At 72.2% G+C, this 25,472-nt stretch carries 23 protein-coding genes; 15 read left to right on the top strand and 8 right to left on the bottom strand.

The window, feature by feature from the left end; translation table 11 throughout:
- Positions 1 to 7 precede the first annotated feature (7 nt).
- Positions 8 to 1,945, top strand: coding sequence for an NPCBM/NEW2 domain-containing protein (locus tag ACIBQ1_RS30230; RefSeq protein ID WP_397282684.1), 1,938 nt, complete (start codon positions 8 to 10; stop codon positions 1,943 to 1,945).
- A 92-nt stretch (positions 1,946 to 2,037) separates the two neighbouring features.
- A complete protein-coding gene (locus ACIBQ1_RS30225; RefSeq protein WP_397282738.1) occupies positions 2,038 to 3,639 on the top strand; it encodes a beta-N-acetylhexosaminidase in 1,602 nt (533 codons plus the stop codon).
- On the opposite strand, the gene ACIBQ1_RS30220 is transcribed toward ACIBQ1_RS30225, so the two are convergent.
- Entirely contained in the window at positions 3,636 to 4,139 is a 504-nt protein-coding gene (locus ACIBQ1_RS30220) for a DUF2087 domain-containing protein (protein WP_397282683.1), read from the bottom strand. The genes ACIBQ1_RS30225 and ACIBQ1_RS30220 overlap by 4 nt on opposite strands.
- 8 nt (positions 4,140 to 4,147) lie before the next feature.
- On the opposite strand from ACIBQ1_RS30220, the gene ACIBQ1_RS30215 reads away from it, so the two are divergent.
- Entirely contained in the window at positions 4,148 to 4,711 is a 564-nt protein-coding gene (locus ACIBQ1_RS30215; RefSeq protein ID WP_397282682.1) for a hypothetical protein, read from the top strand.
- 280 nt (positions 4,712 to 4,991) lie between these two features.
- Here ACIBQ1_RS30215 and ACIBQ1_RS30210 read toward each other — a convergent pair whose 3' ends face one another.
- From ACIBQ1_RS30210 to ACIBQ1_RS30200, 3 genes are read right to left on the bottom strand one after another with little or no spacing between them, the layout of a single operon-like run.
- A complete protein-coding gene (locus ACIBQ1_RS30210) occupies positions 4,992 to 7,499 on the bottom strand; it encodes a DEAD/DEAH box helicase (RefSeq protein ID WP_397282737.1) in 2,508 nt (835 codons plus the stop codon).
- Positions 7,500 to 7,540: 41 nt separating this feature from the next.
- Complete coding sequence (locus tag ACIBQ1_RS30205) at positions 7,541 to 8,038, bottom strand: GNAT family N-acetyltransferase (RefSeq protein WP_397282680.1); 498 nt, start codon at positions 8,036 to 8,038, stop codon at positions 7,541 to 7,543.
- A gap of 58 nt (positions 8,039 to 8,096) precedes the next feature.
- Complete coding sequence (locus tag ACIBQ1_RS30200; protein WP_397282679.1) at positions 8,097 to 9,386, bottom strand: acyltransferase; 1,290 nt, start codon at positions 9,384 to 9,386, stop codon at positions 8,097 to 8,099.
- Positions 9,387 to 9,646: 260 nt separating this feature from the next.
- Here ACIBQ1_RS30200 and ACIBQ1_RS30195 point away from each other — a divergent pair, with 260 nt between their 5' ends.
- Both ACIBQ1_RS30195 and ACIBQ1_RS30190 read left to right on the top strand, forming a co-directional pair.
- Positions 9,647 to 10,894, top strand: a complete 1,248-nt coding sequence (locus ACIBQ1_RS30195; RefSeq protein ID WP_397282678.1) for a sensor histidine kinase — start codon at positions 9,647 to 9,649, stop codon at positions 10,892 to 10,894.
- Positions 10,885 to 11,532, top strand: a complete 648-nt coding sequence (locus ACIBQ1_RS30190; RefSeq protein WP_397223950.1) for a response regulator — start codon at positions 10,885 to 10,887, stop codon at positions 11,530 to 11,532. Before ACIBQ1_RS30195 ends, ACIBQ1_RS30190 begins: the two co-directional genes overlap by 10 nt.
- An 81-nt stretch (positions 11,533 to 11,613) precedes the next feature.
- On the opposite strand, the gene mihF is transcribed toward ACIBQ1_RS30190, so the two are convergent.
- The 3 genes from mihF to ACIBQ1_RS30175 all read right to left on the bottom strand — a co-directional run bounded on the left by mihF (position 11,614) and on the right by ACIBQ1_RS30175 (position 13,762).
- A complete protein-coding gene (mihF, locus tag ACIBQ1_RS30185; RefSeq protein WP_043641121.1) occupies positions 11,614 to 11,919 on the bottom strand; it encodes an integration host factor, actinobacterial type in 306 nt (101 codons plus the stop codon).
- Between the two features lie 102 nt (positions 11,920 to 12,021).
- Complete coding sequence (locus ACIBQ1_RS30180) at positions 12,022 to 12,426, bottom strand: heme-binding protein (RefSeq protein WP_397282677.1); 405 nt, start codon at positions 12,424 to 12,426, stop codon at positions 12,022 to 12,024.
- Positions 12,427 to 12,544: 118 nt separating this feature from the next.
- Positions 12,545 to 13,762, bottom strand: coding sequence for an ROK family protein (locus ACIBQ1_RS30175; RefSeq protein WP_397282676.1), 1,218 nt, complete (start codon positions 13,760 to 13,762; stop codon positions 12,545 to 12,547).
- Positions 13,763 to 13,794: 32 nt separating this feature from the next.
- Between ACIBQ1_RS30175 and ACIBQ1_RS30170 the strand changes: the two genes are divergently transcribed.
- The 10 genes from ACIBQ1_RS30170 to rbsK all read left to right on the top strand — a co-directional run bounded on the left by ACIBQ1_RS30170 (position 13,795) and on the right by rbsK (position 24,869).
- Positions 13,795 to 15,027: an MFS transporter gene (locus ACIBQ1_RS30170; RefSeq protein ID WP_397282736.1), complete on the top strand. Its 1,233-nt coding sequence runs from the start codon at positions 13,795 to 13,797 to the stop codon at positions 15,025 to 15,027.
- 344 nt (positions 15,028 to 15,371) lie between these two features.
- On the top strand, positions 15,372 to 16,448 hold the full coding sequence (locus ACIBQ1_RS30165; protein WP_397282675.1) for a LacI family DNA-binding transcriptional regulator: 1,077 nt from the start codon (positions 15,372 to 15,374) through the stop codon (positions 16,446 to 16,448).
- Entirely contained in the window at positions 16,445 to 17,362 is a 918-nt protein-coding gene (locus tag ACIBQ1_RS30160; protein WP_397282674.1) for a carbohydrate ABC transporter permease, read from the top strand. The genes ACIBQ1_RS30165 and ACIBQ1_RS30160 overlap by 4 nt, the downstream gene beginning before the upstream one ends.
- On the top strand, positions 17,362 to 18,180 hold the full coding sequence (locus ACIBQ1_RS30155) for a carbohydrate ABC transporter permease (RefSeq protein ID WP_397282673.1): 819 nt from the start codon (positions 17,362 to 17,364) through the stop codon (positions 18,178 to 18,180). The genes ACIBQ1_RS30160 and ACIBQ1_RS30155 overlap by 1 nt, the downstream gene beginning before the upstream one ends.
- Before the next feature lie 9 nt (positions 18,181 to 18,189).
- Positions 18,190 to 19,494: an ABC transporter substrate-binding protein gene (locus ACIBQ1_RS30150; protein WP_397282672.1), complete on the top strand. Its 1,305-nt coding sequence runs from the start codon at positions 18,190 to 18,192 to the stop codon at positions 19,492 to 19,494.
- Complete coding sequence (locus ACIBQ1_RS30145; protein ID WP_397282670.1) at positions 19,491 to 20,450, top strand: ADP-ribosylglycohydrolase family protein; 960 nt, start codon at positions 19,491 to 19,493, stop codon at positions 20,448 to 20,450. The genes ACIBQ1_RS30150 and ACIBQ1_RS30145 overlap by 4 nt, the downstream gene beginning before the upstream one ends.
- Before the next feature lie 6 nt (positions 20,451 to 20,456).
- Positions 20,457 to 21,434: an ADP-ribosylglycohydrolase family protein gene (locus tag ACIBQ1_RS30140; RefSeq protein WP_397282669.1), complete on the top strand. Its 978-nt coding sequence runs from the start codon at positions 20,457 to 20,459 to the stop codon at positions 21,432 to 21,434.
- Positions 21,431 to 22,570 (top strand): ADP-ribosylglycohydrolase family protein, encoded by a 1,140-nt coding sequence (locus tag ACIBQ1_RS30135; RefSeq protein WP_397282668.1) that lies wholly within the window; start codon positions 21,431 to 21,433, stop codon positions 22,568 to 22,570. The genes ACIBQ1_RS30140 and ACIBQ1_RS30135 overlap by 4 nt, the downstream gene beginning before the upstream one ends.
- Positions 22,567 to 23,988 carry an ADP-ribosylglycohydrolase family protein gene (locus tag ACIBQ1_RS30130; RefSeq protein ID WP_397282667.1) on the top strand — a complete coding sequence of 474 codons (1,422 nt, stop codon included), beginning with the start codon at positions 22,567 to 22,569 and terminating at the stop codon, positions 23,986 to 23,988. The genes ACIBQ1_RS30135 and ACIBQ1_RS30130 overlap by 4 nt, the downstream gene beginning before the upstream one ends.
- Positions 23,985 to 24,869, top strand: coding sequence for a ribokinase (rbsK, locus tag ACIBQ1_RS30125; protein WP_397282666.1), 885 nt, complete (start codon positions 23,985 to 23,987; stop codon positions 24,867 to 24,869). The genes ACIBQ1_RS30130 and rbsK overlap by 4 nt, the downstream gene beginning before the upstream one ends.
- On the opposite strand, the gene ACIBQ1_RS30120 is transcribed toward rbsK, so the two are convergent.
- Complete coding sequence (locus tag ACIBQ1_RS30120; RefSeq protein ID WP_397282664.1) at positions 24,866 to 25,432, bottom strand: dihydrofolate reductase family protein; 567 nt, start codon at positions 25,430 to 25,432, stop codon at positions 24,866 to 24,868. The two genes, rbsK and ACIBQ1_RS30120, sit on opposite strands and share 4 nt — an antisense overlap.
- Positions 25,433 to 25,472: the final 40 nt, after the last annotated feature.

Raw genomic sequence — 25,472 nt, 5'->3', positions numbered from 1 at the left:
GACTCCCATGCGCATCCTCACGGCCACCGCCGCGGCGGCCCTCCTCGCCATGCCCTTCGTGCCCTTGGCCGGCGCCGCCGAAGCGGCGGCCGGCCCGCCGATGGGCTGGAGCAGCCGCTCGCTCGGCTGCTCGGTCTCGGAGGCGTCGGTACGCAAGGCCGCCGACGCCCTCGTGCCCCTCGTCCCGCTCGGCTACCGGTACGTCATCGTCGACGACTGCTGGCTGGCCACGCAGCGCGCGGGCGGCGCCCTGGCCCCGGACGCCACCCGCTTCCCCGGCGGCGTCAAGGCCCTCGCCGACTACGTCCACGGCAAGGGCATGAAACTCGGCCTCAGCCTGTCGGCGGGCACCAAGGCGTGCTCCGGCGGCGGCCCCGGCTCGTACAAGAGCGAGGCCGCCGACGCCGGGCAGCTCAAGGGCTGGGGCGTCGACTACGTCAAGTACGACTGGTGCAACATCCCCGCCGCCGACTTCCCCGGCCAGAACGTGCAGCAGATCGCCCAGGTCCTCTACCCGCGCATGCGCCAGGCCCTCGGCCAGGACGTCGTGTTCGCCATGAACAACGAGGACGGCAGCACCGTGCCGTGGCTCTGGGGCAAGGGCGCGGGCGCCACCACCTGGCGGACGAACGTCTACAACCGCCCCATCCCCGACACGTACGCCACGATGGTGGACATCTGGGAGACCAACCAGCTCAGGGCCGAGTACGCGGGCCCGGGCAGCTGGGCCGACCCCGACCTGATCCAGGCCGGGCGCGGCGGGATGACCGAGACCGAGTACCGCGCCCAGTTCACCCTCTGGGCCGTCGGCGCCGCGCCGCTGATCCTGCAGGCCGACCCGGCCGCCGCGCCGCCCTCGGTCGTGGCCAACCCCAAGGTCGTCGCCGTGGACCAGGATCCGCTGGGCGTCCACGGCACGTTCGTCAAGAGCGACGGCTGGTACCACGTGCTGTCCAAGCCGCTGGCCAACGGCGACCGGGCCATCGCGCTGTTCAACGAGAGCGACCGGGCGGCCACCATCGGGACCAGGCTCGGCGGCTCGCGTCACCGGGTCGAGGAGCTGTGGAGCGGCGCGGTCACCTCCTCCGACGGCGAGCTGTCGGCCCAGGTGCCCGCGCACGCCGCCCTGCTCTACCGGGTCGCGGAGAGCCGCGAGCAGGCGCCGCCGCTGGTGACGTTCGAGGCCGACCCGCCCAGGTTCCTCGGCGACGACCGGCCGTCGGTGCTGGAGCCGGGCAGGCCGGGTGAGATCGTCACCCGGGTCACGAACACCGGGGCCACCGCCCGGCTGCGCGACGTCGAGGTCGCGGCCCGCGTGCCGGACGGGTGGCAGGCCGCCGCGCGCACGCCCACCAGGGCGCGGCGGCTCGACGGCGGCGAGACGTTCACCGTGAAGTGGGCGATCACCCCGCCCGCCGGCGCGACGCCGGGGAACTACGAGCTCACCTTCACCCAGGGGACGCAGAGCGCCGCGGCCGTCGTGACGGTCGCCACGGCTCCGGGCCCGGGACGGACCTCCCTCAGCGACGTGGCCTGGACCAGCGCCAAGAACTACTTCGGCCCGGTCGAGAAGGACACCAGCAACGGCGACAAGGCGGCCGGCGACGGCAGGCCGATCACCATCCAGGGCGTCACGTACGCCAAGGGCCTCGGCGCGCACGCGCCCGCCGAGATCGAGTACTACCTCGCCGGGCGCTGCTCGACCGTCGAGTTCCAGGCCGGGATCGACGACGAGGTCGGCGCGGCGGGCTCGGCCGACTTCGAGGTCTGGGCCGACGGGGGCCGGGTCGCCCACTCGGGTGTGCTCACCGGCTCCATGCCCGCCCGCAAGGTCACCGCGTCCGTCGAGGGCGCCAGATATGTCCGGCTGGTCGCGACCAACGGAGGCGACAACGCCACCTCCGACCACGCCGACTTCGCCGACGCCGCCATCACCTGCAACTAATAGGAAATCTGCCACGAACGGCCGCTACGGCCGCAACCGGGCAGGACGGTGGGGCGGCCATTGGATGTGCAGGTTTCCTATTAGGAAAGGACATACCGTTGCTGATCGTTCCCAAGCCCGTCAAGCACGAGCCCAGGCCAGGGGTGTTCGTCCTCGACCGCGAGACCTCGCTCGCCGCCGACCCGGCGCTCGGCGAGGTGGCCGCCTGGCTGCGCGGCGAACTCGCCCCCGTGACCGGTGGCGAGCTGCTGCCGGGGGGCTCGGGAACGATCACCCTGGCGCTCGGCGACCTGCCGCCCGAGGCGTACCGGCTGACCGTCGGCCCGACGGTGGAGATCGTCGCGGGCGGGCCCGCCGGGGCCTTCTACGGGGCTCAGACCTTCCGGCAGCTCCTGCCGCCGGCCGCCTTCAGGAAGGCCGGGGGCGGCCCCTTCGAGGTGCCCGGCGCGTACGTCGAGGACGCGCCGAGGTTCGGCTGGCGCGGCGGCCTCCTCGACGTCGCCCGGCACTTCATGGTCAAGCGGGACGTGCTCCGCTTCATCGACCTGCTGGCCCTGCACAAGCTGAACGTGCTGCACCTGCACCTCACCGACGACCAGGGCTGGCGGATCGAGATCCGCCGCCACCCGAGGCTGACCGAGGCCGGCGCGTGGCGCAAGGAGAGCCGGACCGGCTGGAACGGCCCCATGGACGGTCGCCCGCATGGCGGCTACTACACCCAGGACGACATCAGGGAGATCGTCGCCTACGCCGCCGCCCGGCACGTGACGGTGGTCCCCGAGATCGACCTGCCCGGCCACACCCAGGCCGCCATCGCCGCCTACCCGGAGCTGGGCAACCTGGACACGCCCCTGGAGGTGCGCACGACCTGGGGCGTCGGCGACAACGTGCTCAACGTCGAGGACGGCACGATCAAGTTCTTCCAGGACGTGCTGGACGAGGTGCTGGAGCTGTTCCCCAGCCCGTACATCGTGCTGGGCGGCGACGAGTGCCGCAAGGACCAGTGGAAGGCCAGCCCCGCGGCCCAGCGGCGCATCGCCGAGCTGGGGCTGCGGGACGAGGAGGAGCTGCAGAGCTGGTTCATCCACCAGTTCGACGCCTACCTGACGGCGCGCGGCCGCCGGCTCGTCGGCTGGGACGAGATCCTGGAGGGCGGCCTCGCGCCGGGCGCGGTGGTCGCGTCATGGCGCGGCGAGCTGGGCGCGGTGGCCGCCGCCAGGCGCGGCCACGACGTGGTCAACTGCTCGAACACCAGCCTCTACCTGGACTACCGGCAGGGGCCGGGGGAGGAGGAGCCGGTCCCGTTCGGGACGGTGCTGACGCTGGAGGACGTCTACGCCTTCGAGCCCGTGCCCGCCGAGCTGCGCGGCGAACCGGCGGCCGCCCGGGTGCTGGGCGCGCAGTGCTGCCTGTGGACGGAGCTGATCGACTCCGCCCGGCACGCGGACTACATGGCCTTCCCCCGGCTCTCGGCCTTCTGCGAGACGGTGTGGAGCTCGCCCGAGCGCGACCTGGCCGACTTCCGCCGGCGGCTGGCCGCGCACCTGCCCCGGCTGGAGGCGATCGGCGTGGAGTATCGGCACGCGGAGGGCCCGCTGCCCTGGCAGACCCGCCCCGGCGTGCCGGGGCGGCCGGAGGACCCGGAGCGCTGGCAGGCCAAGCTCGACGCCTGGACCAGCAACCTGCGCCGTTAGACCTCCACGGGCCCGCCGCTGCGCCAGTAGACGTTGCCCTCCCTGGACAGCAGGCCCTCGTCCACCAGGTAGCGGCGCAGCGCCGCGTAGTCGTCGTGGAAGGCGCGCAGCGTCACGTTCACGTCCTTCTCCGGGTAGCGCACGCCCGGCTCGAACAGCGTGGCGATGTAACGCAGCACCACGAGCCGCTTGTCGCGGCGCATGCCCATGGTCGTCAGCCGGCCGTCCACGAGGAACGTGCGCAGCACCCGCTCGTCGGCGCTCAACTCCTCCGCCGGCTCGACCCGCGCCCGCAGCAGCTCCCTGAACCGCTCGGGCGCGGCCCGCCACTTGCCGCTCTCGTCACACACGGCCAGGCCGCCGCCGGCCAGCTTGCGCAGCGTCTTGGGGGACAGGCCGTCGCTCTCGCCCAGCACCAGCGAGGCGAAGGTCCGTAACGTGTCGTCCTGGGAGAGCAGGCCGAGCACGCGCCTGAGGTCTTCGTCGTTCACCTCTACCATTTTGTCGTATGATCCCAGCGCTCTTAGTCGCGGCCGCGCTCGCCATCCCGAACAACTTCCTGCTGTACGAGAAGGCCGCCGCCACGAAGGACGACAACCCCGAGACGAGCTGGACGGCCAGCGGCAAGAGGACCGCCGCCCTGGTCGTGAACCCGTGCCAGAAGGCCAAGCTCGCCCAGTCCGGCCGCGCCCAGGCCAGGACGCTCACCTACACCTCGGTGCCCGACTACGCCAAGTCCGAGCAGGTGATCCTCTATGCGGCGGCCGAGGCCGCGGGCAAGGCCCTGCGCGACCTGGGCGCGGCCGTACGCGCCTGCTCGCGGCCCGGCTACCGCTACTCCGCCGCCGCGGTGGACCTCGGCGACGAGGGGCTGAGGATCACCGGCCAGGCATATCAGGGCAAGAGGGCCGCCGTCGGCGGGGAGCGGGCCATCGTGACCCGGCGCGGGAACGCCCTGATCCTCTACACCGTGGCCGGCGAGTGGGGCAAGCCCGCCAAGGCCGACTTCAAGCAGCAGACCAGGGACACCAAGCGCATGCTCGCCAAGGTCTGCACCATTGCCGCCTGCTGATCGTGGGAAATGTCTCGATCTTGGGACATTGTCATGACACGACTCCGACCTTTCACCGAGGACACTTGATCCGACAGGCGTGTGCCGGGGCGCCCTTGCCAGTCCGTTCCGGCACACGGCTTGTCATTTCTGGGGCTGCATTGGGCTTCGGGGGCAGCCCCAGCGCAGCTTCCCAGCGCCGTCTGAGGCCGGGTCCGCCTCAGCACCGATCGAGGCCGAGCCCGCCTCAGCACCGGTTGAGGCCGAGCCCGCCTCAGCACCAATCGAGGCCGAGTCCGCCTCAGAGCCGGTTGAGGCCGGTCACGTGCAGGACCGCGCGCCCCTCCTCGTCGGAGGCGGCCAGATCCACCTGGGCGTCGATGCCCCAGTCACCGTCGCCGGCCGGGTCCTTGATCGTCTGCCGGACCTTCCAGAGCCCGCTCTCCTCCTCGATCCGCAGCAGCGCGGGCCCGCGCGCGTCGGCGTCGGCGAAGATCTCCTCGTGGTCGGCGTAGTACGCGTCCAGCGCCGCGCCCCAGTCGACGTCGGGAGCCAGCTCCTCCAGCTCCTCCTCCTTCTCGATGGCGCACAGCTCGACCAGCCGGAACATCGCGTTGCGCACCAGCACGCGGAAGGCCCGCGGGTTGGCCGTGACCGGACGCACCTTGGCCTCCAGCTGGTCCTTCTGCTCCAGCGCCTCGGCCGGGTTGGTGAGCTTCTCCCACTCGTCGATCAGCGAGGAGTCGACCTGGCGGACCAGCTCGCCGAGCCACTCGATCAGATCGACCAGGTCGTCGGTCTTGAGGTGCTCGGGCACCGTGCGCGACAGCGTCCGGTAGGCGTCGGCCAGATAGCGCAGCACCGTGCCCTCGGACCTGGCCAGCTCGTAGAACTGGATGTACTCGCTGAACGTCATCGCCCGCTCGTACATGTCCCGCACGACGGCCTTCGGGCTGACCGTGTAGTCGCCCACCCACGGATGCCCGCGCCGGTAGGTCTCGTAGGCCCCGAGCAGCAGGTCCTCCAGCGGCATCGGGTACATGACCTCGGCCAGCTGCTCCATGCGCTCTTCGTACTCGATGCCGTCGGCCTTCATCTGCGCGACCGCCTCGCCGCGCGCCTTCTTCAGCTGCGCCGACAGGATCTGCCGCGGGTCGTCGAGGATGGACTCGACGATCGAGACGATGTCCAGCGCGTACGACGGCGACTCGCGGTCGAGCAGGTCGAAGGCGGCCAGCGCGAACGTGGACAGCGCCTGGTTGAGCGCGAAGTCCTCCTGCAGCTCGATCGTCAGCCTGGCCCGCCTGCCCTGCTCGTCGGGCTCGGCGAACTGTTCCACGATGCCGCCCGCCAGCAGCGACCGGTAGATCGCGATGGCCTGGCTGATGTGCCGCCGCTGCCACTTGCGGTCCTCGTGGTTGTCGGTCAGCAGGTGCTTCATCGCCTGGAAGCAGTCGCCGGGCCGGTTGATGACCGCGAGGAGCATCGCGTTGCTGACCTTGAAGCGGGAGTTGAGCGGCTCCGGCTCGGCCTCCTGGAGCTTCTGGAAGGTGTCCTCGCTCCAGCCCACGAACCCCTCCGGCGGCTTCTTGCGCGCGTAGCCGCGCCGCCGCTTGGGGTCGTCGCCGATCTTGGCCAGGGCCTTGGCGTTCTCGATATCGTGCTCGGGAGCCTGGCAGGCGACGTAGCCGATGGTGTCGAACCCGGCCCGGCCCGCGCGGCCCGCGATCTGGTGGAACTCGCGGGCGCGCAGCCGCCGCACCTTGTTGCCGTCGTACTTGGACAGCGCGGTGAACAGCACCGTCCTGATCGGCACGTTGACGCCGACGCCGAGGGTGTCGGTGCCGCAGATGACCTTCAGCAGCCCCGCCTGGGCCAGCCGCTCCACCAGCCGCCGGTATTTCGGCAACATCCCGGCGTGGTGCACGCCGATGCCGTGGCGCACCAGCCGCGACAGCGCCCGCCCGAACCGCGTCGTGAACCGGAAGCCCCCGATCATCGCGGCGATGGCCTCCTTCTCGGCCTTCGTCGCCATGTTGATGGACATCAGGGACTGCGCCCGCTCCATCGCCGCCGCCTGCGTGAAGTGCACGACGTAGACCGGCGCCTGCCCGGTCTTGAGCATCTCCTCCAGCGTCTCGTGCAGGGGAGTCATCCGGTAGGAGTAGACCAGCGGCACCGGGCGCTCGGCGTGCTTGACCACCGACGTCGGCCGGCCGGTGCGCCTGGTCAGGTCACGCTCGAACATCGACACGTCACCGAGCGTCGCCGACATGAGGATGAACTGCACGTTGGGCAGCTCCAGGATCGGCACCTGCCACGCCCACCCGCGGTCGGGCTCGGCGTAGAAGTGGAACTCGTCCATGACGACCTGGCCGATGTCGGCCCCGGCGCCGTCGCGCAGGGCCACGTTCGCGAGGATCTCGGCCGTGCAGCAGATGATCGGCGCGCCCGGGTTGACGCTGGCGTCGCCGGTCATCATGCCGACGTTCTCGGTGCCGAAGATGGCGCACAGGTCGAAGAACTTCTCCGACACCAGCGCCTTGATCGGCGCGGTGTAGAAGGTGCGCAGGTCGCGCGTCAGCGCCGCGAAGTGGGCGCCCGCGGCGACCAGCGACTTGCCCGAGCCGGTCGGCGTGGCCAGGATCAGGTTGCTGCCGGAGACGACCTCGATGAGCGCCTCCTCCTGGGCGGGATAGAGGGTGAGCCCTCGCTCCGCGTTCCACTGGACGAACGCGTCGAAGATGGCGTCGGCGTCGGCGTCGATGTCTTCGGGCAGGCGGTCAACGAGTAGGCTCACGCCCTCTATCCTGCCTAAGTTTGCCGGGTGGTCGAACCGGCCGGGGCCCCTTATCTCAAGTCGAGTTGAAGCAGCACGGTGTCGATCCAGCGTTCGTGCTTGAATCCCACCGCCCGCAGCCGCCCGGCCTCCTCGAACCCGAACGCCTTGTGCAGCCTGGTCGACGCCGGGTCGCCCGAGTCGGCGATCACCGCGATCATCTGGCGGGCGGGGGTCTCACCGGTCTTCTTGATCAGCTCGCCGAGCAGCAGCTTCCCGATCCCCCGTCCGGTGAAGCCGGGCGCCAGGTAGATCGTGTCCTCGACCGTGTGCCGGTAGGCGGGCTTGGGGCGGTACTGGGAGACGTAGGCGTATCCGGCGATGGCGCCGTCCACCTCGGCGACCAGGAACGGCAGCCCCGCGCCCGCGATGCCGTCCGCCTTGGCCCGCCACTGGTCCGGCCCGAGCGGCGTCTCGTCGAACGTGGCCACGCTGCCGGTCACGTAGTGGGCGTAGATGTCGGCGACGGCGGGGAGATCGGCTTCGGCAAGGGCTCGGACAGTCGTCATGGGTCACATTCTCCGCAACCGCGTGTGACAGCGGTGTTTCGCGATCTTCACCCGCGCCTCACGCCCGCGCCCGCGGGACCGTCAGCAGCAGCCCGCCGAGCAGCGCGAGCACCGCGAGGAACGGCCCGATGCCGGGCGCGAACCCGCCCACCGTGAGCGTCAGCACCCCGCCGCCGATCAGCGCGACCGAGGCGAGCGTGCCGCCCCACCCGCCCTTCCCGTACGGCAGCGCGGGCGGCGTCTCGAACCGCTGGAACCCCTTCAGCAGCGGCCACATCACCAGGCACAGCAGCCCGAACCAGAGCGGCCACCCGGCCAGCCAGAACGCGCTACCCGGCCGCGGCGTGTCGATCCCCAGCAGGACCACCACGACGCCGGTCACGGCGAACAGGGCCGGCATGTGCCAGAGGTAGACGGTCATGATCCTGGGGCCGGCCCAGGCCAGCAGGCGGCCGGTACGCAGCCGCAGCAGCCACGGCCGCAGCAGGGTGACCAGGCCGATCTGGCCGATCCCGACGGCCAGCATGGCGAGGGTGGGCGGGGCCATGTTCGACACCGCCGCGCCCGGCAGGCCGATCATGCTGCCCGGGTAGGGGCCGTAGGCCACCAGCAGGGCCGCGACCCCGTACCCGCCGATCGCCAGCGCCCACGGGCGCCGCAGCCGGCCCTCGGCGTAGAAGAAGCCGAGCTGGTGCACCGCCAGCCAGACGAACACGATGTTCAGGTAGCCCAGCGCCTCGAACCCGGTCGAGAAGCGCGCCACGTCCGTCAGCACCGCCCCGGCGGCCAGCGCCGTGGGGACGCGCAGGCCGTACCTCTCGTGCAGGCGCAGCGCGTACGGGGTGGCCGTGACGGCGATCAGGTAGACGGCCAGGAACCACAGGAGCTGCCCGGTCAGCCGCGCGCCCGTCTCCAGCGGCTGCTGCGGCACCCCCAGCGAGAGCAGCACGTGGGGGAGCGGGATCCACACCGCCGCCAGCGGCAGCAGCGGCCAGGCCAACCGGCGCAGCCTCGTGGCCTGCCACCGCTGCGCGCTCTTGTCCGCCCGGGCGAAGCCGATCGCGTTCGCCGCGCCGCCCGCGAAGAACACCAGCGGCATGACCTGGCTGATCCACGTCACCACCCACACACCGGGCGTCGACAGCGCGTTCCCCGTGGTCAGCCGGCCGCCGTCATAGGTCAGCACCGGGATCGTCCAGTGCTGGAACACGATGAGCGCCATGCCGAAGACGCGCAGCAGATCGATGAACGGGTCCCGCGCCGCCGTACGGGCGCCTGCCGCGCGGGTGCCCGCGGCGCGGGGCGGCGCCGCGGCCGCGGCGGTGGGGCGGTCCAGCAGGACGGTCATGGGGGAGCCTCGATTCACACGGAGCGGGGAGCCTGGGGCGGAGAGCGGTGGCTTGCGTGACCAGCGGAGCCCCGTGCGAGCGCGACCATCACGCACAGGGTGGATGACTCAAGGCTCCCGTCGGGGGCGCCCGCGCACATTGCCGCTCGCCACCGTCTTGTGGTCGAGATCCCGTGACCCTCTGGGGTAGGGCTGGCCCTACCCCCGGACACCCGTACACCCGCTCGTGCCGCGCGATGCGAGGCCCTACCGTGAAGGACATGCGCTCCCGGATCAGGCGTGTCCTCCTGGACACCCGTTACACGCTCGTCGGCTTCCCCACGGCCGTCATCGGCTTCGTGATCATGCTCGCCGGCTTCGCGGCCGGCCTGGGCACGGCGGTCGTGTGGCTGGGCGTGCCGCTGCTGGCCGGCACGCTGATGGCCGCGCGGGGCTTCGCCGACGCGGAGCGCGGCTGGCTGTCCGACGTGCTGGATCGCCCGCCCGTACGGCCCCGCTACAAGCCCGCGCCGCCCGGGGCGGGCCGGTTCCGCCGCATCATCAACCCGCTGACCAGCGGGCAGTCCTGGCTCGACCTGCTGCACGGCATCCTCAACCTGCCGTTCGCCATCCTGTCGTTCGTGCTCACGGTGGTGTTCTGGGCGATCCCGCTGGTGGGCCTGACCTATCCGCTGTACGGCATCGTCACCTCGCGCATCGCGGGAAACGTGGAGCTGCCCGAGCTGCTCGGCCTGGGCGACGGCTACGGCGTCAACTCGATCTTCTACGTCAGCCTCGGCCTGGTCTTCATGTTGATCATGCCGTTCGTCGTGCGCGGCTCGGCGCTGCTGCGCGCCGGGCTCGGCCGGGCGCTGCTGACCGGCGTGGCCGAGCTGCAGGAGCGCATCGACGACCTGGCCCAGGGCCGCGCCGCCGCCGTCTCCGCCGAGGCCAACGCGCTGCGCAAGCTGGAGCGCGACATCCACGACGGGCCGCAGCAGCGGCTGGTCTCGCTGGCCATGGAGCTGTCCAGGGCGCAGCGGCAGATGGCCAAGGACCCCGACGCGGCGCAGGCCACGATCAAGTCGGCCATCTCCGCCACCCGCGAGACGCTCGACGAGCTGCGCGCGCTCTCGCGCGGCATCGCCCCGCCCATCCTGTCCGACCGCGGCCTCGCGCCCGCGCTGGCCGCCCTGGCCGGGCGCTGCACGGTCCCCGTCGACCTCGACGTGCAGACCGTCGAGCGCTACCAGGCCGCGGTGGAGAACGCCCTCTACTTCGTCTGCGCCGAGACCCTCACCAACGTCGCCAAGCACAGCCGCGCCACCAGCTGCGCGGTCCAGCTGACCCGCATCGGCGACGTCCTCATGCTCACGATCGGGGATGATGGGGTCGGCGGCGCGCACGTCGCCAAGGGACACGGTCTCGCCGGGCTGGCCGACCGGCTCCGCGCCGTCGACGGGGAGCTGAGCGTGCAGTCGCCGGACGGCGGGCCGACAGTGATCGTGGCGGAGGTGCCGTGCGGGTAGTCGTGGCCGATGACGCGGTTCTGATCAGGGAGGGCCTGGTCAGGTTGCTGGAGGAGTTCGGCTGCGAGGTGGTCGCGACCGTCGGTGACGGCGACGCCCTCGTGCGCGCGATCGCCGAGCACAAGCCGGACGTGTCGGTGGTCGACGTGCGCATGCCGCCGTCGTTCACCGACGAGGGCCTGAAGGCTGCCGTGGAGGCGCGGCGCAGGGTGCCAGGGGCGCCCGTGCTGATCCTTTCGCAGTACGTCGAGGTCTCCTACGCCGACGATCTGCTCGCCGACGCCAGGGGCGCGGTGGGCTACCTGCTGAAGGACCGGGTCGTCGACGTGGACGAGTTCCTGGAGGGCCTGCGGCGAGTGGCCGCGGGCGGCACGGTGTTCGATCCGCAGGTGGTGTCCCAGTTGATGGTACGCAGACGTAAGGACGATCCGCTGGCGCAGCTGACGCCGCGGGAGCGCGAGGTGCTCGGGCTGATGGCGGAGGGGAAGTCCAACCCGGCCATCGGACGGCAGCTCGTGATCAGCGACGGAGCCGTGGAGAAACACATCAGGAGCATCTTCAACAAGCTCGGCCTCTACGCGGAGGACAGCGACCAGCATCGCCGGGTGCTCGCCGTCCTGACCTACCTGCGCTCCTGATCGTCCCCGCGATTTTGCTTGGTTGAGGGGTGATGGCCGGTCCGCGCGGCGTCGCGCGCGGACCTGGCCGCTCGGGGGGATTTAGCCGAGCGCGTCGACCAGCTTCTTACGCTGCTGGGCGCCCAGGCCGCCGAGGCGGCGCTTCTCGTCGACGCCCGCCTCCTCCATCAGCGCGGTGGCCTTGGCCGGACCGACGCCCTTGACGGCGCGCAGCGCCTGCGACACCTTGATCTTCTTCGCGATGTCGTCGTCGCGCTCAAGCAGCTGAGCGAACGTCAGCTCGCCGGCCTTGACCTTGGCGAGCAGAGCGGTGCGGGCCGCACGCGCCTCGGCGGCCTTGGCCAGAGCCGCCTGACGCTGCTCGGGGGTGAGAGTGGGAAGTGCCATCTCTGTTCTCTCCTCGGGGAGTTTACGTTCGGGCTTCTGTTACCCGTGGTGCAGTGGCTAATCATGGCGGATACCAGCGGTTCGTGTTGCGAAAAGCGCCGCTCAACGTGTCCGCCAGACCTCCGCGGCGGCTTCCGCGCACTCCACGTCCTGCGTGATCGTGCCTCCGCTGACCCCTATGCCGCCGACCACGCGCGCGCCCCCACCGTAGTCCGCCCGGAGCGGGATGCCGCCTCCGACGCAGACGAAACCGTCCCTGGGCAGGCCGTACAGGTCACCTCCCGGAGCCGTCCGCAGGGCCAGCTCCGCGGTGGGTCTACGCAGGGCCACAGAGGTGTACGCCTTGCCCTGCGCGAGAACCGGCCCGGCGACCTCCGCACCCTCCATACGCTGGAAAGACACCAGATGTCCGCCCTCGTCGACGACCGCCACGGAGATCACCGCGCCTTCGCGGATCGCCCGTCTGACGGCGGCCTCGGTCATGCGGAGCGCGAGCTCGAGATTCACGCGGGCTTCCCCCGGATCGCTCGGGTCGTGATGGGTTTCCCTCCCATGCGTACATCCCCTTGGCCGGGCACGGCAAGATCGCTAACATGGCTCGGAAGGGGTGCTGGCCGGAGCGGCTTCACCCCTTCAGCGTGGAATTCATCACATTCTGCCGCTCGGGCGTGTCGCTACCCTGGTCAGGCCGGTTTTCCCGCCACATTTCGACACACTCCGGCGTGAGGAAGACGTCGAACACCGACTCCATCGCGCCCACCAGCGCGCCGCGCCAGCCCAGCGCCGAGCCCTCGATCCTGGGCGGGTGGTCGCGGCGGATGGCCATCAGGCCGGGCTCGCAGGCCGCCAGGAGCGCCTTCCCGGCGCGCTCGCGCAGCTCCACGCCGTGGCCGGAGAGGGTCACGACCTCGGGGTCGTGGGCGTTCACGAGCGCCGCGATGCCGCGTCCGAGCGCCCTGGCGGTGGCCGTGACCGCCTCCTCGCTGGTGGCCAGCACCCGCTCGGCCTGCTCCCGTCCCTTGCCGCCGCCGTGGGCGAGGCCGACGTGGCGGAGCAGGGCGTTCGCGCCGACGTCCATGCTCCAGCAGCCGATCGCGCCGCACGGGCAGAGCCGGTCGCCGCCGGTCAGCGGCATGTGGCCGAACTCGGCCCCCGCGCCGCTCGCCCCGCCCAGCGGCCGCCCGTCCACGACGAGGACGCCGCCGAGGTCGAAGTCCACGTGCAGGTGCAGGCCCACCTGGACGCCCTGCAGCCGCCCCCTGCGCGCCTCGGCCAGCGCCGCGAACGCGGTGTCGTTGCCCACGACGGGCGCCGGGACGTCCGGGCCGAGCAGGCGCGGGACGTCGACGGACCGCCAGCCCAGGTGGGCGATGTCCACCAGGCCGCCGTGCCGGACGGGTCCCGCGAAGGCCACCCCGAGCCCCACCACCCGGTGCCCGAGGCGGCGCCGGTGGGCGGCGACGGCCTCGCCCAGGGGTCTCAGCACGCCGTCGGGGGTGCCGTCGTGCGGGCGCAGGTCAAGCGTCTCGGTCCGGCCGCCGAGCTCGCAGGCCGCCAGCTCCCAGGCATCCTCCCGCACGTCCACGGCCAGGGCGAGCGGGCCGCGCGGATGCGGGCCCGGCACCTGCGTCGGGCGTCCCCGCGCGTGCTCCCGGGCGGGTTCCTCGTGCAGCAACTCGTCCTCCGCCAGCCCGGCCACCAGCACCGACGCCGTCCCGCGCGCCAGGCGCAGGTCGCGGGTCAGCTGCGACCTGGTGCGGGTCGCCCCGCAGTCATGTACGGCACGCAGCAGCCGGATCCGGTTGTGCGCGCGAAGCTCGCCACTCGTCGTAGCACCGATCACGGACCACAGTTTATGCTCTAGCCGTGAACAAAATGCTCATTGACGCCAGACGTGCTCGTGCCGGAGTGTTCGGATTCTTCTTCCTCGCCGGATTCGTGATGGGCTTGTGGGCCGCCGGGCTCCCGTCCCTGAACGACCGGCTCGACCTCGGCCCCGCCAGGCTGGGCAGCGTCCTGTTGCTGATCTCGGGTGGCGCGCTGGTGTCGATGCTGGCGGCGGGGCCGCTGGTGGACAGGTGGTCCAGCCGCCGGGTGTGCTGGATCGCCGGGCCCTTCTCCGGGCTGGTTCTGCTCGGGCCCGCCCTGGCGTCCTCGTACTGGGCTCTGGCGGCGCTCGCGGTGCTGTTCGGGATGGGGCTGGGGGTGACCGAGGTCGCCATGAACGCCCACTCCGTCGAGGTCGAACGCCGCTACGGCCGCCCGATCATCTCCGCATTCCACGGCACGTGGAGCCTGGGCGGGGCCGCCGGAGGCGGGCTCACCTCGATCGCGCTGCAGACCGGCGTGGACGCGCAGTGGCTGCTCATCGTGGCGGCGCTGGTCGTGCCCCTCCTGTACCTGCCGGCGGCCCGCCTCCTGCTCCCCGACCCGCCCGCCCACGCCACCGCTTCCGAGGCCGGCGCCTCGTCCGGCTCGTCGCTGGCCTGGGGCCTGATCGCCCTGCTCGGCCTGGCCGCCTTCGCCGGGCACCTGAGCGAGGGCGCCGCCATCGACTGGGCCGCCCTGCACGCCCGCTGGGTGCTGGAGACGGACCCGGCCATGGCGCCGCTCGCGTACACGATCTTCTCGGTGGCCATGACCACCGTCCGCCTGCTCGGCGACCCCATCCGCGCCCGGCTCGGCTCGGTCCGCACCATCCAGCTCGCGGGCCTGTTCGCCACGGCCGGCTACCTCCTGGTCCTGGTGTCACCCGTGGCCGGGGGCACCCTCCAACTGGTCTGCGCCTGGACCGGCTGGGCACTGGCGGGCGTCGGCCTGGCCACGGTGGTCCCGGTCCTCTTCAGCGCGGTCGGGGCCGCCGGCGGCCGCGTCGGCCGCGCCCTCGCCATGGTCACCGCCTTCGGCTACAGCGGCCTGCTGCTGGGCCCCGCCGTCCTGGGCTACGTCGCCGAGGCCTCGTCCCTCCCGACCGCCTTGATCATCCCTGCGGTCCTCGCCGCCGTCGTCGCCCTCAGCGGCGCCCCCGCCATCCGCACCCTCACCCGCCTCCCGGTCCCTGGCTCGGAGGAAAACCCCAAGCCCACCCCCACTCCCGCCCACGACTGACCGGCCCCCGGACGGCTGCCCGCTGGAGCCGTCCGTGCCCGGCGGGCACGGACGACGGGCACGGACGCCGGGCACGGGGGACGCCGGGCGTGAGGCGGCGGTTGCGGGCGCGGGAGGCGGTGGGCGCGAGGCCGTCGCATGGACGCGCAGGACGGCGGGTGCGGCGGTGCGAGGTCGTGGCGCGGGGCGTGGGGAAGGGTGGGAAGTTGCGGAAAGGGGCTTTGAGCTGGCGTTATGAGATCGTGACTTGACCCACCAAGTTACGCGCATGTTTCATGTCCCAAACACCGTAAACGTTTACAGTCCCTTGACCGTAAACGTTTACAGGATAGGGAAGGACAGCCTTGGCCGACGGACCCACGATCAACACGATCGCCGCTCGCGCCGGTGTCTCGATCGCCTCCGTCTCGCGGGTGCTGAACGGCCTGCCGACCAGGCAGGAGACCGTGCGCAAGGTGATGGCGGCCGCCGACGAGCTCGGTTACGTGCGCAACGCCGTGGCCAGGTCGCTCAAGTCGCGCCGCACCCACCAGGTCGCCTTCGCCATGGCCGACGTCGGCAACCCCGCGTACCTGGCCATGCTCCGGGAGATCCAGCCCGTGCTGAAGGCCGCCGGGTACCGGCTCGTGCTGCACTCCACCGACGCCGTCGTGGCCGACGAGATCGACGTGCTGCACAGCCTGGGCGAGCGGTACGTGGACGGGCTGATCATGAGCCCGCTGCGGGTCACCGAGGCGCACCTTGAGATGCTGGCCGCCGCCCGGGCCCCCGTCGTGATCATCGGCTCGGTGCCCGACGGCACCCGCGTGGACAACGTACGGGCGGATTCGCGGACCGGCGTCAGGCTGGCGGTCGACCACCTGTACGCGCTCGGCCGACGCAGGATCGCCATGGTCAACGGCCCGCTGGACACCGTCCCCGGCGCCGCCCGCGGGGCCGCGTACCGGGAGGCGCTCCAGGACCTCGGCCTGCCCTACGACGAGAACCTCGTGCAGATCGGCGACTTCTACCGCGCGGAAGGGGGCCGCGCGGTGGCGGAGCTGCTCGCCAGGGTTCCCGACGTGGACGCGCTGATGTGCGCGAACGACCTGATCGCGCTCGGCGCGCTCGACGTGCTGCGGGCGGCGGGGCGGCGGGTGCCGGACGACGTGGCGGTGGTCGGCATGGACGACACCGACCTGGCCGCCGCCTCCTGGCCGTCGCTGACCAGCGTCTCGCTGGGATCCGCGGAGCGTGGCAAGGCCGCCGCGGAGTTGCTGCTGGAGCGGCTGCAGGGAGGCGATCGGGAGCCGAGGCTGGTCACCGTGCCGCCCAGGCTCGCGATCCGCGCCTCCACCGCCGGAGAACCGGCCGGACCGGATGGACCGACCGGATACAAGCCCGGAAACGAGCACCGTACGGACGAAAGGGAGAAGGCGTGACGGCGACCGTGACGAGAGCGGCGCCGCCGCGCGGGACGCGGCGCGCCAAGCGCCGCAGGATCTCGCGCCAGACGCGCGAGATGTGGCTGCTCATGCTGCCCGCCCTGGTGCCCGTGGCGCTGTTCAGCGTGGGCCCGCTGCTGTACGGCATCGGCCTGGCGTTCACCGACGCCCGCAACACCCGCAACCACGAGACGAGCTTCGTCGGCCTGGAGAACTTCGGCCGGCTGCTGAGCGACGACGAGTTCTGGTCCTCGTTCAAGATCGGCGCGATCTGGGCCGTCTCCGTGACCGTGCTGCAGTTCCTGGCCGCGCTCGGCCTGGCGCTGCTGCTCAACGAGAACCTGCGGTTCAGGGGCGTGGCCCGGGTGCTGGCGGTGGTGCCGTGGGCGATGCCGCCGGTGGTCATCGGCCTGATGTGGAAGCTCGTCTACCACCCCGACGCGGGCATCCTGAACAGCCTGCTGGGCACGGACATCAACTGGCTGGCCGACTTCTCGCTCGCGCTGCCGGCGATCATCGTGGTCGGCATCTGGACCGGCATGCCCCAGACCACGGTGGTGCTGCTGGCGGGCCTGCAAGGCATCCCGAAGGAGCTCTACGAGGCGGGCGAGGTGGACGGCGCGACCCGCTGGCGGCGGTTCTGGAACATCACGCTGCCGCAGCTGCGGCCGGTGATCGTGGCGATCACCTCGCTCGACTTCGTGTGGAACTTCAACCAGTTCGGCCTGGTCTACGTGCTCACGCAGGGCGGGCCGGGCGGGCAGACGCGGCTGCCGATGCTGTTCGCGTACGAGGAGGCGTTCCGGTACCGGATGGCCGGTTATGCCTCGATGCTCGGTCTCGCGATGGCGATCGTCGTGCTGGCCGTGCTCGCGCTGTACCTGGGGCGCCAGATGAGGGAGACCAAGTGATGAGGCGCTTCTCGCAGTACGTGGCACTGGTCGCGTACATCGTCTTCCTGGCGTTCCCGCTGGTCTGGCTGCTGTCGACGGCGCTGAAGACGCCGCGGGAGATGGCCCTGGCCGACCCGACGTGGATCCCGCGCGACCCGACGCTGTCCAACTTCGCCGACGCGTTCGGCGAGCAGGACCTGGTGGGCGCGGGGCTGCGCAGCCTGGTCGTGGCGCTGTTCAGCAGCGTGATCACGGTGGTGATCTCGCTGCCCGCCTCCTACGCGATGGCGCGTTACCGCAGCCTGCTCAACCGGATCGCGATCGGGTGGGTGCTGGTCAGCCAGGTGTTCCCGTTCATCCTGATCATCATCCCGCTCTTCATGATCCTGCGCGATCTGGAGCTGGTGAACACGCTGCCCGGCCTGGTGGTCGTGCACGTGACGTTCACGCTGCCGTTCGCGCTGTGGATGCTGCAGGGGTACGTGCGCGCGGTGCCGCGCGAGCTGGAGGAGGCCGCGGCCGTCGACGGCGCGACCCGGCTGCGCTCGATCGCGAGCGTGGTCGCGCCGCTGCTGGCGCCGGGGGTGGTGGCCACGCTGCTGTTCTCGTTCATCTCGTCGTGGAACGAGTTCATGTTCGCGCTCGTGATCCTGCAGAACCCCGATGTCATGACGCTCCCGCTCACGCTGGTGAGGTTCACCGGTCCCGAGGGGGTGGCCAGGCTCGGCCCGCTGGCCGCGGCGTCGCTCATGGCGACGATCCCGAGCCTGATCTTCTTCGCAATCATTCAGCGGCGACTGAAGTCCGGCCTGATGGCCGGCGCCGTGAAGGGCTAGGAGGCTCACATGCGAATCACGTCCGCTCTGGCGGCTGCGGCGATCCTCACGCTCGCCGCCGCGTGCGGCGGGGGAGGCGGCGCGCAGTCGTCGTCCGCCCCCAACGAGCCAGTAAAGATCAATTTCCTCAGCCTGGCGTGGCAGAAGGAATCCGTCGCCGCGAACAAGCAGCTCGTGGACGAGTGGAACAAGGCCAACCCCAACATCCAGGTCACCTACGTCCAGGGCAGCTGGGACAACGTCAACGACCAGCTCGTCACCCAGTTCGCCGGCGGTACGGCGCCGGACGTGATCCACAACGACTCGCCCGCGCTGGCCGGCTTCGCCTCCGACGGCTACCTGCTCGACCTGAAGGACAAGCTGCCCGCCGAGCTCAAGAGCGACATCCCGCAGCCCGCCTGGGACACCGTCACCTTCGACGACGGCAAGGGGCAGCAGGGCGTGTACGGCGTGCCGTTCCTGCAGGAGTCGCAGGTCATCATCGCCAACAAGAAGCTGCTCGACGCCTCCGGCGCGCGCGTCCCGACCTCCGACAACCCCTGGACGTGGGACGAGTTCTCGGCCGCGGCGAAGAAGATGACCAAGGACGGCAACTTCGGCGTGGCCTGGCCGATGAAGTCGCCGGTCAACAAGACGCTCAACCTGGCGCTCAACTTCGGCGGCACGTTCTTCCAGACGGCCGACGGCAAGACCACGGTCAAGGTCGGGCCCGAGGAGCGCGAGGTGCTCCAGCGCATCCACGACCAGCTCTACAAGGACAAGTCCGCCGACCCGGCCGCGCTCGGCCAGGGCACCGCGGACCCGCTGCCGGCCTTCTACAAGGGCAAGTTCGCGCTGCTGCCCGCCGGCGTGTACCTGCGCCAGCAGGTCGCCGAGCAGGCTCCGAAGGACTTCGAGTGGGTCACGCTGCCCGCGCCGAAGGGCACCGGCGCCCAGCAGGGCGCGGTCTCGCAGACGCTGTCGATCGCGCAGGACAGCAAGCACGCGGACGAGGCCATGAAGTTCATCGCCTTCTTCCTGAACGGCGCGAACCAGGCCAAGCTCGCCAAGGGTGACTGGCTCCTGCCGACCTCCCAGGCGGCCGCCGCCGACCCGGCGATGACCACCAAGGAGAACGGCTGGGACGTGGCCACCGCCTCCGCCAAGAACCTCGTCGTGGCGCCGTTCCTCAAGGTGAACGGGTTCGACGAGTGGAAGACCAAGGTCGCCACCCCGGTGCTCCAGGAGTACTTCGCCAACAAGATCACCATCGACCAGACAGCCGCGAAGCTGGTCGAGGACGGCAACAAGGTGTTGGAGCGTTACCAGCGGTGACTTATCGCCATAAAGCCCGTGGGTGTCTCCTCGGCCTCGCGGCCGGGGACGCCCTCGGGGCTCCGGCCGAGAACCTGTCGCCGTCGGAGATCCGGCGGCGGTGGGGACGGCTCACGGAGATCGAGGGCGGGGGGACCGACGACACGGAGTACGCCATCTTCGCCGCGTCGCTCCTGGTGCGCCACGGGCATGAGCTGACCTCCGCCGACGTGGCCGCCGCGTACCGGCGGGAGATCATCCCCCTGGTCGCCGGGCCCATGCGCGGGGCCGGGTTCTCCGAGCTGGGCACCGTCGAAGCGCTTCGCCGAGGGCTGGAGCCGCCGCTGACGGGGCTGGTCCACTCGCACGGCTGGTCGGACGGGCTCGCGATGCGCGCGGCGCCGTACGGGGTGTTCTGCCCGGGCGACCCGGCGGAGGCGGCCCGGCTGATGGAGCAGGACGGGCTGGTCAGCGGGTCCGGCGAAGGCATCCTGGGCGGCCGCGCGGTCGCCGGGGCCGTGGCCGCCGCGATGGGCGGGGCCACGGCGCAGGACGTCGTACGGGCCGCGCTGTCGGTGATCCCCGCCGACTCGTGGACCGCCCGCAACGTCGCCCGCGCCTGCGCGACCCTGCCCACCACGGACGGGACCGCGCTCGTCGAGGCGCTGCACGAGGCCGTGGTCGTCAGGCACTATCCCTGGACCGACGTCGCCCCCGAGGCCGTGGCGCTGGCCCTGGCGGCGGTGCTGGCCGGGGACGGCGACGTCGAGGCGTCCGTGACGTTCGGGGTGAGCCTGGGCCGGGACGCCGACACGATCGGCGCCATCGCCGGGGCGGTCGCCGGAGCCATGCGGGGCGAGAGCGGCGTGCCCGAGCGCTGGGCGGCCAGGATCGGACCCGTGACAGGCAAATGCCTGCCCGTCGTGGCCGGAAAACACGTACTGGACGTCGCCGACGAACTGGCAGGAGGACTGTAGATCACGATGTCGGGGGACAGAATCAGGGGGGCCTTCGCCGGGCTCGCCGTCGGTGACGCCGCCGGGTGGCCGGCGGCCAGGCACCGGGCGGCCCTGCACGCCCCCTGGAGCAGACGCCTGCACAGAGAGCTGGACGCCTTCGCGGAGGAGCACAGGGTCACCACGCTGCCGGTTCCGTTCGCGCTCAACCAGCCCACGGCCCCGCTGGCCGTCGGGCCGTCCGACGACGCCGAATGGCTGGCCTGGACGGCGCTCACGATCGACCGCCCGCGGGCCGAGGCGTTCAGGGACCTGTCCGAAGGGGACGTCAGGGCGCGGATCTCGGTGGCCACCGCGCTCGACAACCTCGCCAAGGGGGTTGAGCCGCCCGCGTCCGGGCACGACAACCCCCACCACTTCGACGACGCCGCCGCCGTCAGGGCCGTGGCGTTCGGGGTCCTGGGACGGGACCCCACAAGGGACGCCGAGGTGACGAACGCCTACGACGGCGTCCTGGGCGCCCAGGCCATGGCGGCCGCCGTGGCCGAGGCCGTGCGGTCGGGGTCGGTGGCCGGGGCGGTGGAGGCGGCGCTGGCCGTGCTGCCCGAGGACACCGCCATCGGCCACAACGCCCGCGCCGCGCTGGCCGTGGCGCGCGCGGCGGGCGACCCGTTCGCGGCCGTGCCCGCGCTGGACGCCGCGCTGCTCGACCACGTCTACAGCTACGGCGTCGGCGCCGCGCAGACCGTGCCGGTGGCGCTGGCGCTGGCAGAGTCCGCGGGCGGCGAACTCGCGCGGGCCGTGCCCGCGGCCGCCTGCCTGGCCGCACTGGCGGACTCGGCGCCCGCGCTGGCCGGGGCGCTCGCGGGGGCGTGCGGTGGGATGGAGGCGATCCCGGAGGGGTGGATCGCGTCGGCCCGCACGCTGGCCGGTTGTTGCCTGCCTGACCTGGCGGGCCGGGATCTGATCGAACTAGCGAGTAATTTCTCGGAGGGAATCGCATGACGCCGCTTGAGGACAGGGCCACTGGCTGCGTGGCGGGGGCGGCGGTCGGTGACGCGCTGGGCGGCGCCACCGAGGGCTGGACTCCCGAGCAGATCGTCGAGAGGTACGGGGGCCGCGTCGAGGGCATCGTGCCGCCGTTCAACGAGGACTGGCGCAACGCCCGCCCCATCGCCCCCTACCACAAGGGCGACGGCCACATCACCGACGACACGTTGATGACGCACGCCCTGGTCCGGGTCTACGAGAAGGCCGGCGGGCACCTGAACGCGTACTCCATGGCCGAGCACCTGGTGCCCGAGCTGATGGGCGAACGGCGCTGGATCCCCGAGCTGGAGGCCGAGGCGCTGCCGCTGCAGCGGATCTTCCTGGCCGAGAAGTGGATCGTGGCCAGGCTCCACTACGGGCACGTGGACCCGCGCGAGGCCGGTGTCGGCAACATCGTGAACTGCGGCGCGGCCATGTACGTCGCCCCCGTCGGCATCGTGAACGCCGCCGACCCCGACGCCGCCTACGCCGAGGCCGTCGACCTGGCCGGGGCGCACCAGTCCAGCTACGGCCGGGAGGCCGCCGGGGTGATGGCCGCCGCCGTGGCCGAGGCCATGCGACCGGGCGCCACCGCGGACTCCGTGGTCGCGGCCTGCCTGCGCCTGGCCAAGGACGGCACGAGGGCCGCCATCGAGTCCGTCTGCGAGGCCGCCGCCGGGCTGGGGCACTGGGACGGGTCGTTCGAGGCGCTGCGCGGCGCTATGCGGCCCTACGACACGGTCGCCGACACCTATCGCGACCAGGGGCTCGGGGCGCGGCGGCCGAGCAGGGTGCACAGCATCGAGGAGCTGCCGCTGGCGCTCGGGTTCCTGGTGATCGCGAAGGGCGACTACCGCGAGACCGTGCTGGGCGGCGTCAACTACGGGCGCGACGCCGACTCGATCGCGTCCATGGGCGGGGCCATCGCGGGCGCCCTCGGGGGGCTGTCCGCGGTGCCGCCGGAGTGGGTCTCGCAGGTGGGGGCGGCCAGCCGCACGGACCTGGTGGCCCCCGGGCTCGCCATCGCGGCGGTGGCGCGCCGGGTGCACGCCGACGACCTGGTACGGCGCCGCGGCCACGAGGCCGCCTTCGCCGACCTCGACCGCCGGTGATCCGGCTCACCTGGGTCCAGCCGGAGGACCTGATCGGCCACGAGCTCCGCCAGGCCGCCGAGGACGGCCGGGCGTCCGGCCCCGACGCCGAGGGCGTGCGGGAGATCGCGGCCCGCTGGCACGCGGCCGGCGGCCACGACGCGCCCCCGCGCGCCGGGGCCTCCGAACCGGGGGCGGCCCGGCTGCGGGGCCTGGCCGAGGAGCTGCTGGACGAGCTGGCCGCCGTCCCGTCCCCGCTGCCCGAGCCCTCGGACCTGGCCGGCATCATCGCCGCCTGCCCGTCCTGGCCGGGCGCGGCCCCGGGAGCGGCCCCGGGAGCGGCCCCGGGAGCGGCCCCGGGAGCGGCCCCGGGAGCGGCCCCGGGAGCGGCATCGAGGGCGGCCGTGGATCCGGCGCGGGTGCTGGGCGCGTGGCAGGGGCGGGCGGCCGGGTGCGTGCTCGGCAAGCCCGTGGAGAAGATCCCGCGCGAAGGGATCAGGCAGATCGCCGAGGCCACCGGCAACTGGCCCATCCGCGGCTGGTTCACCGCCAAGGGGCTGCCGGACGAGGTCGCCCGCCGCTGGCCGTGGAACCGCCGCAGCGCCGTCAACTCCCTGGCCGAGAACATCGACGGCATCCCCGAGGACGACGACCTCAACTACCCGCTGCTGGCCCTGTCCGTCCTGGAGCGCCACGGCCGCGACTTCACCACCGACGACGTGGCCAGGCTGTGGCTGGACGAGCTCCCCGCCGGCCGTACGTTCACCGCCGAACGGGTCGCGTACCGCAACCTCCTGGACGGCGTCGAGCCGCCCGCCACGGCCACCCGCCGCAACCCGTTCAGGGAGTGGATCGGCGCCTTGATCAGGGCGGACGTGTACGGCTGGAGCAACCCGGGCGACCCCGCCACGGCGGCGGAGCACGCCTGGCGCGACGCCCGCCTGACCCACACCGCGAACGGGATCTACGGGGCGATGTTCGTGGCCGCCATGTGCGCGGCCTCCATGGTCGCCACCTCGCCCGAGGAGGTCGTGCGCGCGGGCCTGTCCGTGGTGCCGGAGCGCTCGCGTCTGCACGAGGCGGTCAGCCTGGCCGCCGCGGACGCCGCCCGCGAGGACGACTTCGAGCGGGTCGTCGACCTCCTCCACGAACGCCATGGCGGCCTGCACTGGGTGCACACCGTCAACAACGCCGCTCTCGTCGCGGCCACGCTGATCCACGGCCGGGGCGACTTCACCGCCACGATCGCCGGCGCGGTGGCCGGCGGCTGGGACACCGACTCCGCCGGGGCCACGGCCGGATCCGTCGCGGGCGCGCTGGAGGGGGGCGTGCCGGACCGCTGGCGGCTGCGTGACAGCCTGGCCAGCAGCCTGACCGGGTACGACGGGGTGGGGCTGGCCACGCTGGCGGCCCGCACACAGGAGATGATGGGGCCATGATCTCGGTTTTCGGCAGCGCCAACATGGACCTCGTCGCGTACGTCTCCCAAGCCCCAAAGCGGGGCGAAACGGTCACAGGTCACCGGTTCCGAACCGTGCCCGGCGGCAAGGGCGCCAACCAGGCCATCGCCGCCGCCCGCGCGGGCGCGCACGTGGCCTTCCTCGGGGCCGTGGGCGACGACGGGTTCGGGGCGGAGATGCGCGCCACGCTGGCGGAGGCCGGGATCGACGTGCGCGGCCTGCGCCAGGTGCCCGGCCCCAGCGGCATCGCGCATATCGTGGTGGACGACGACGGCGGCAACTCGATCATCGTCGTCCCCGGCGCGAACGGCACCGTCGCCGGCCCCTCGGGCGAGGACCTGGCCGCCATCGCCCGCTCGGACGCGCTGCTGCTCCAGCTGGAGCTGCCCATGGAGGCCGTCGTGGCGGCCGCCCAGGCCGCGCAGGTCTCCGGCGTGCCCGTCTACCTCACCCCCGCGCCCGCCCGGCCGCTGCCCGCCGAACTCCTCGACGCGGTCACGACGATCGTCCCGAACGAGCACGAGGCCGCCGCCATCACCGGCGCCGCCGGCGCGGACGCCGCCCTCGACGTGCTCCTGGAGCGCGTCGAGGAGGCGGTGATCACGCTGGGCTCCGAGGGAGCCCTGTACGGGTCGCGCTCGGGGGAGCGGCTGCGGGTGCCCGCGGTCAAGGTGGAGGCCGTGGACACGACCGCGGCCGGCGACACCTTCGTGGGCGCGCTGGCCGTGGCCAGGTCGGAGGGGATGGGCATGGCCGACGCGCTGGGCTTCGCGTCCACGGCGGCGGCGCTGTCCGTCCAGCGGGAGGGGGCCAGCACGTCCATGCCGACCCGCCACGAGATCGAGGCCGCGCTGCCCTAGCTCCCGGCCCGTTCGTAGCGCAGCAGCGCCACCCCGGCGTCGAACGTCCGCGTCTCCACCAGGCGCAGGCCGGTCCGCTGCGCCAGCGGCGGGAACACCGGCCGGCCGCCGCCGAGGACGACCGGGTGCACCATGAGGTGGTACTCGTCGATGAGCCCCAGCTCGGTCAGCGCGCCCGCCAGCCGGGAGCCGCCGTTCAGCAGGAGGTCCTCGCCGGGCCCGCTCTTCAGCTCGGCGACCTCCTTGGCGAGGTCGCCGGAGACGATCCGGGTGTTCCAGCCGGCCTCCTTCAGCGTGGTGGAGAAGACGACCTTCGGAGTGCTGCGCCAGATGGGGGCGAACTTGAGGTCGTGCGGGTGATCCGAGATCGACTCCGCCTGGGGCCAGTAGTTGGACATCATCTGCCAGACGACGCGCCCGTACAGGAAGGTGCCGACGCGGGCGTTGATCTCGTCCCCGTACGCCGACAGCTCCGGCCCCATCGTCGGCCAGTCGAACTCCCCGTTCGGGCCCTCGATGTGGCCGTCGACGGAGGTGTGGACCCAGTAGATGAGCTTGCTCATGGTGTGCTCCTTCACGTTGTGCTCGTGACTGGGTCGGAGC

It is taken from the genome of Nonomuraea sp. NPDC050153, from assembly GCF_044460125.1.
Classification (GTDB): Bacteria; Actinomycetota; Actinomycetes; order Streptosporangiales; family Streptosporangiaceae; genus Nonomuraea.
Note: the sequence above shows the minus strand (reverse complement) of the source record. Positions and strands in the feature narration are given on the sequence as shown.

What these genes read in the sequence shown, in the direction of transcription:
- ACIBQ1_RS30230 (WP_397282684.1), top strand. Translation starts at nt 8, where the DNA reads ATGCGCATCCTCACGGCCACCGCCGCGGCGGCCCTCCTCGCCATGCCC.
- ACIBQ1_RS30220 (WP_397282683.1), bottom strand. Translation starts at nt 4,139, where the DNA reads ATGGTAGAGGTGAACGACGAAGACCTCAGGCGCGTGCTCGGCCTGCTC.
- ACIBQ1_RS30215 (WP_397282682.1), top strand. Translation starts at nt 4,148, where the DNA reads ATGATCCCAGCGCTCTTAGTCGCGGCCGCGCTCGCCATCCCGAACAAC.
- ACIBQ1_RS30205 (WP_397282680.1), bottom strand. Translation starts at nt 8,038, where the DNA reads ATGACGACTGTCCGAGCCCTTGCCGAAGCCGATCTCCCCGCCGTCGCC.
- ACIBQ1_RS30200 (WP_397282679.1), bottom strand. Translation starts at nt 9,386, where the DNA reads ATGACCGTCCTGCTGGACCGCCCCACCGCCGCGGCCGCGGCGCCGCCC.
- ACIBQ1_RS30195 (WP_397282678.1), top strand. Translation starts at nt 9,647, where the DNA reads ATGCGCTCCCGGATCAGGCGTGTCCTCCTGGACACCCGTTACACGCTC.
- mihF (WP_043641121.1), bottom strand. Translation starts at nt 11,919, where the DNA reads ATGGCACTTCCCACTCTCACCCCCGAGCAGCGTCAGGCGGCTCTGGCC.
- ACIBQ1_RS30170 (WP_397282736.1), top strand. Translation starts at nt 13,795, where the DNA reads ATGCTCATTGACGCCAGACGTGCTCGTGCCGGAGTGTTCGGATTCTTC.
- ACIBQ1_RS30155 (WP_397282673.1), top strand. Translation starts at nt 17,362, where the DNA reads ATGAGGCGCTTCTCGCAGTACGTGGCACTGGTCGCGTACATCGTCTTC.
- ACIBQ1_RS30150 (WP_397282672.1), top strand. Translation starts at nt 18,190, where the DNA reads ATGCGAATCACGTCCGCTCTGGCGGCTGCGGCGATCCTCACGCTCGCC.
- ACIBQ1_RS30140 (WP_397282669.1), top strand. Translation starts at nt 20,457, where the DNA reads ATGTCGGGGGACAGAATCAGGGGGGCCTTCGCCGGGCTCGCCGTCGGT.
- ACIBQ1_RS30135 (WP_397282668.1), top strand. Translation starts at nt 21,431, where the DNA reads ATGACGCCGCTTGAGGACAGGGCCACTGGCTGCGTGGCGGGGGCGGCG.
- rbsK (WP_397282666.1), top strand. Translation starts at nt 23,985, where the DNA reads ATGATCTCGGTTTTCGGCAGCGCCAACATGGACCTCGTCGCGTACGTC.
- ACIBQ1_RS30120 (WP_397282664.1), bottom strand. Translation starts at nt 25,432, where the DNA reads ATGAGCAAGCTCATCTACTGGGTCCACACCTCCGTCGACGGCCACATC.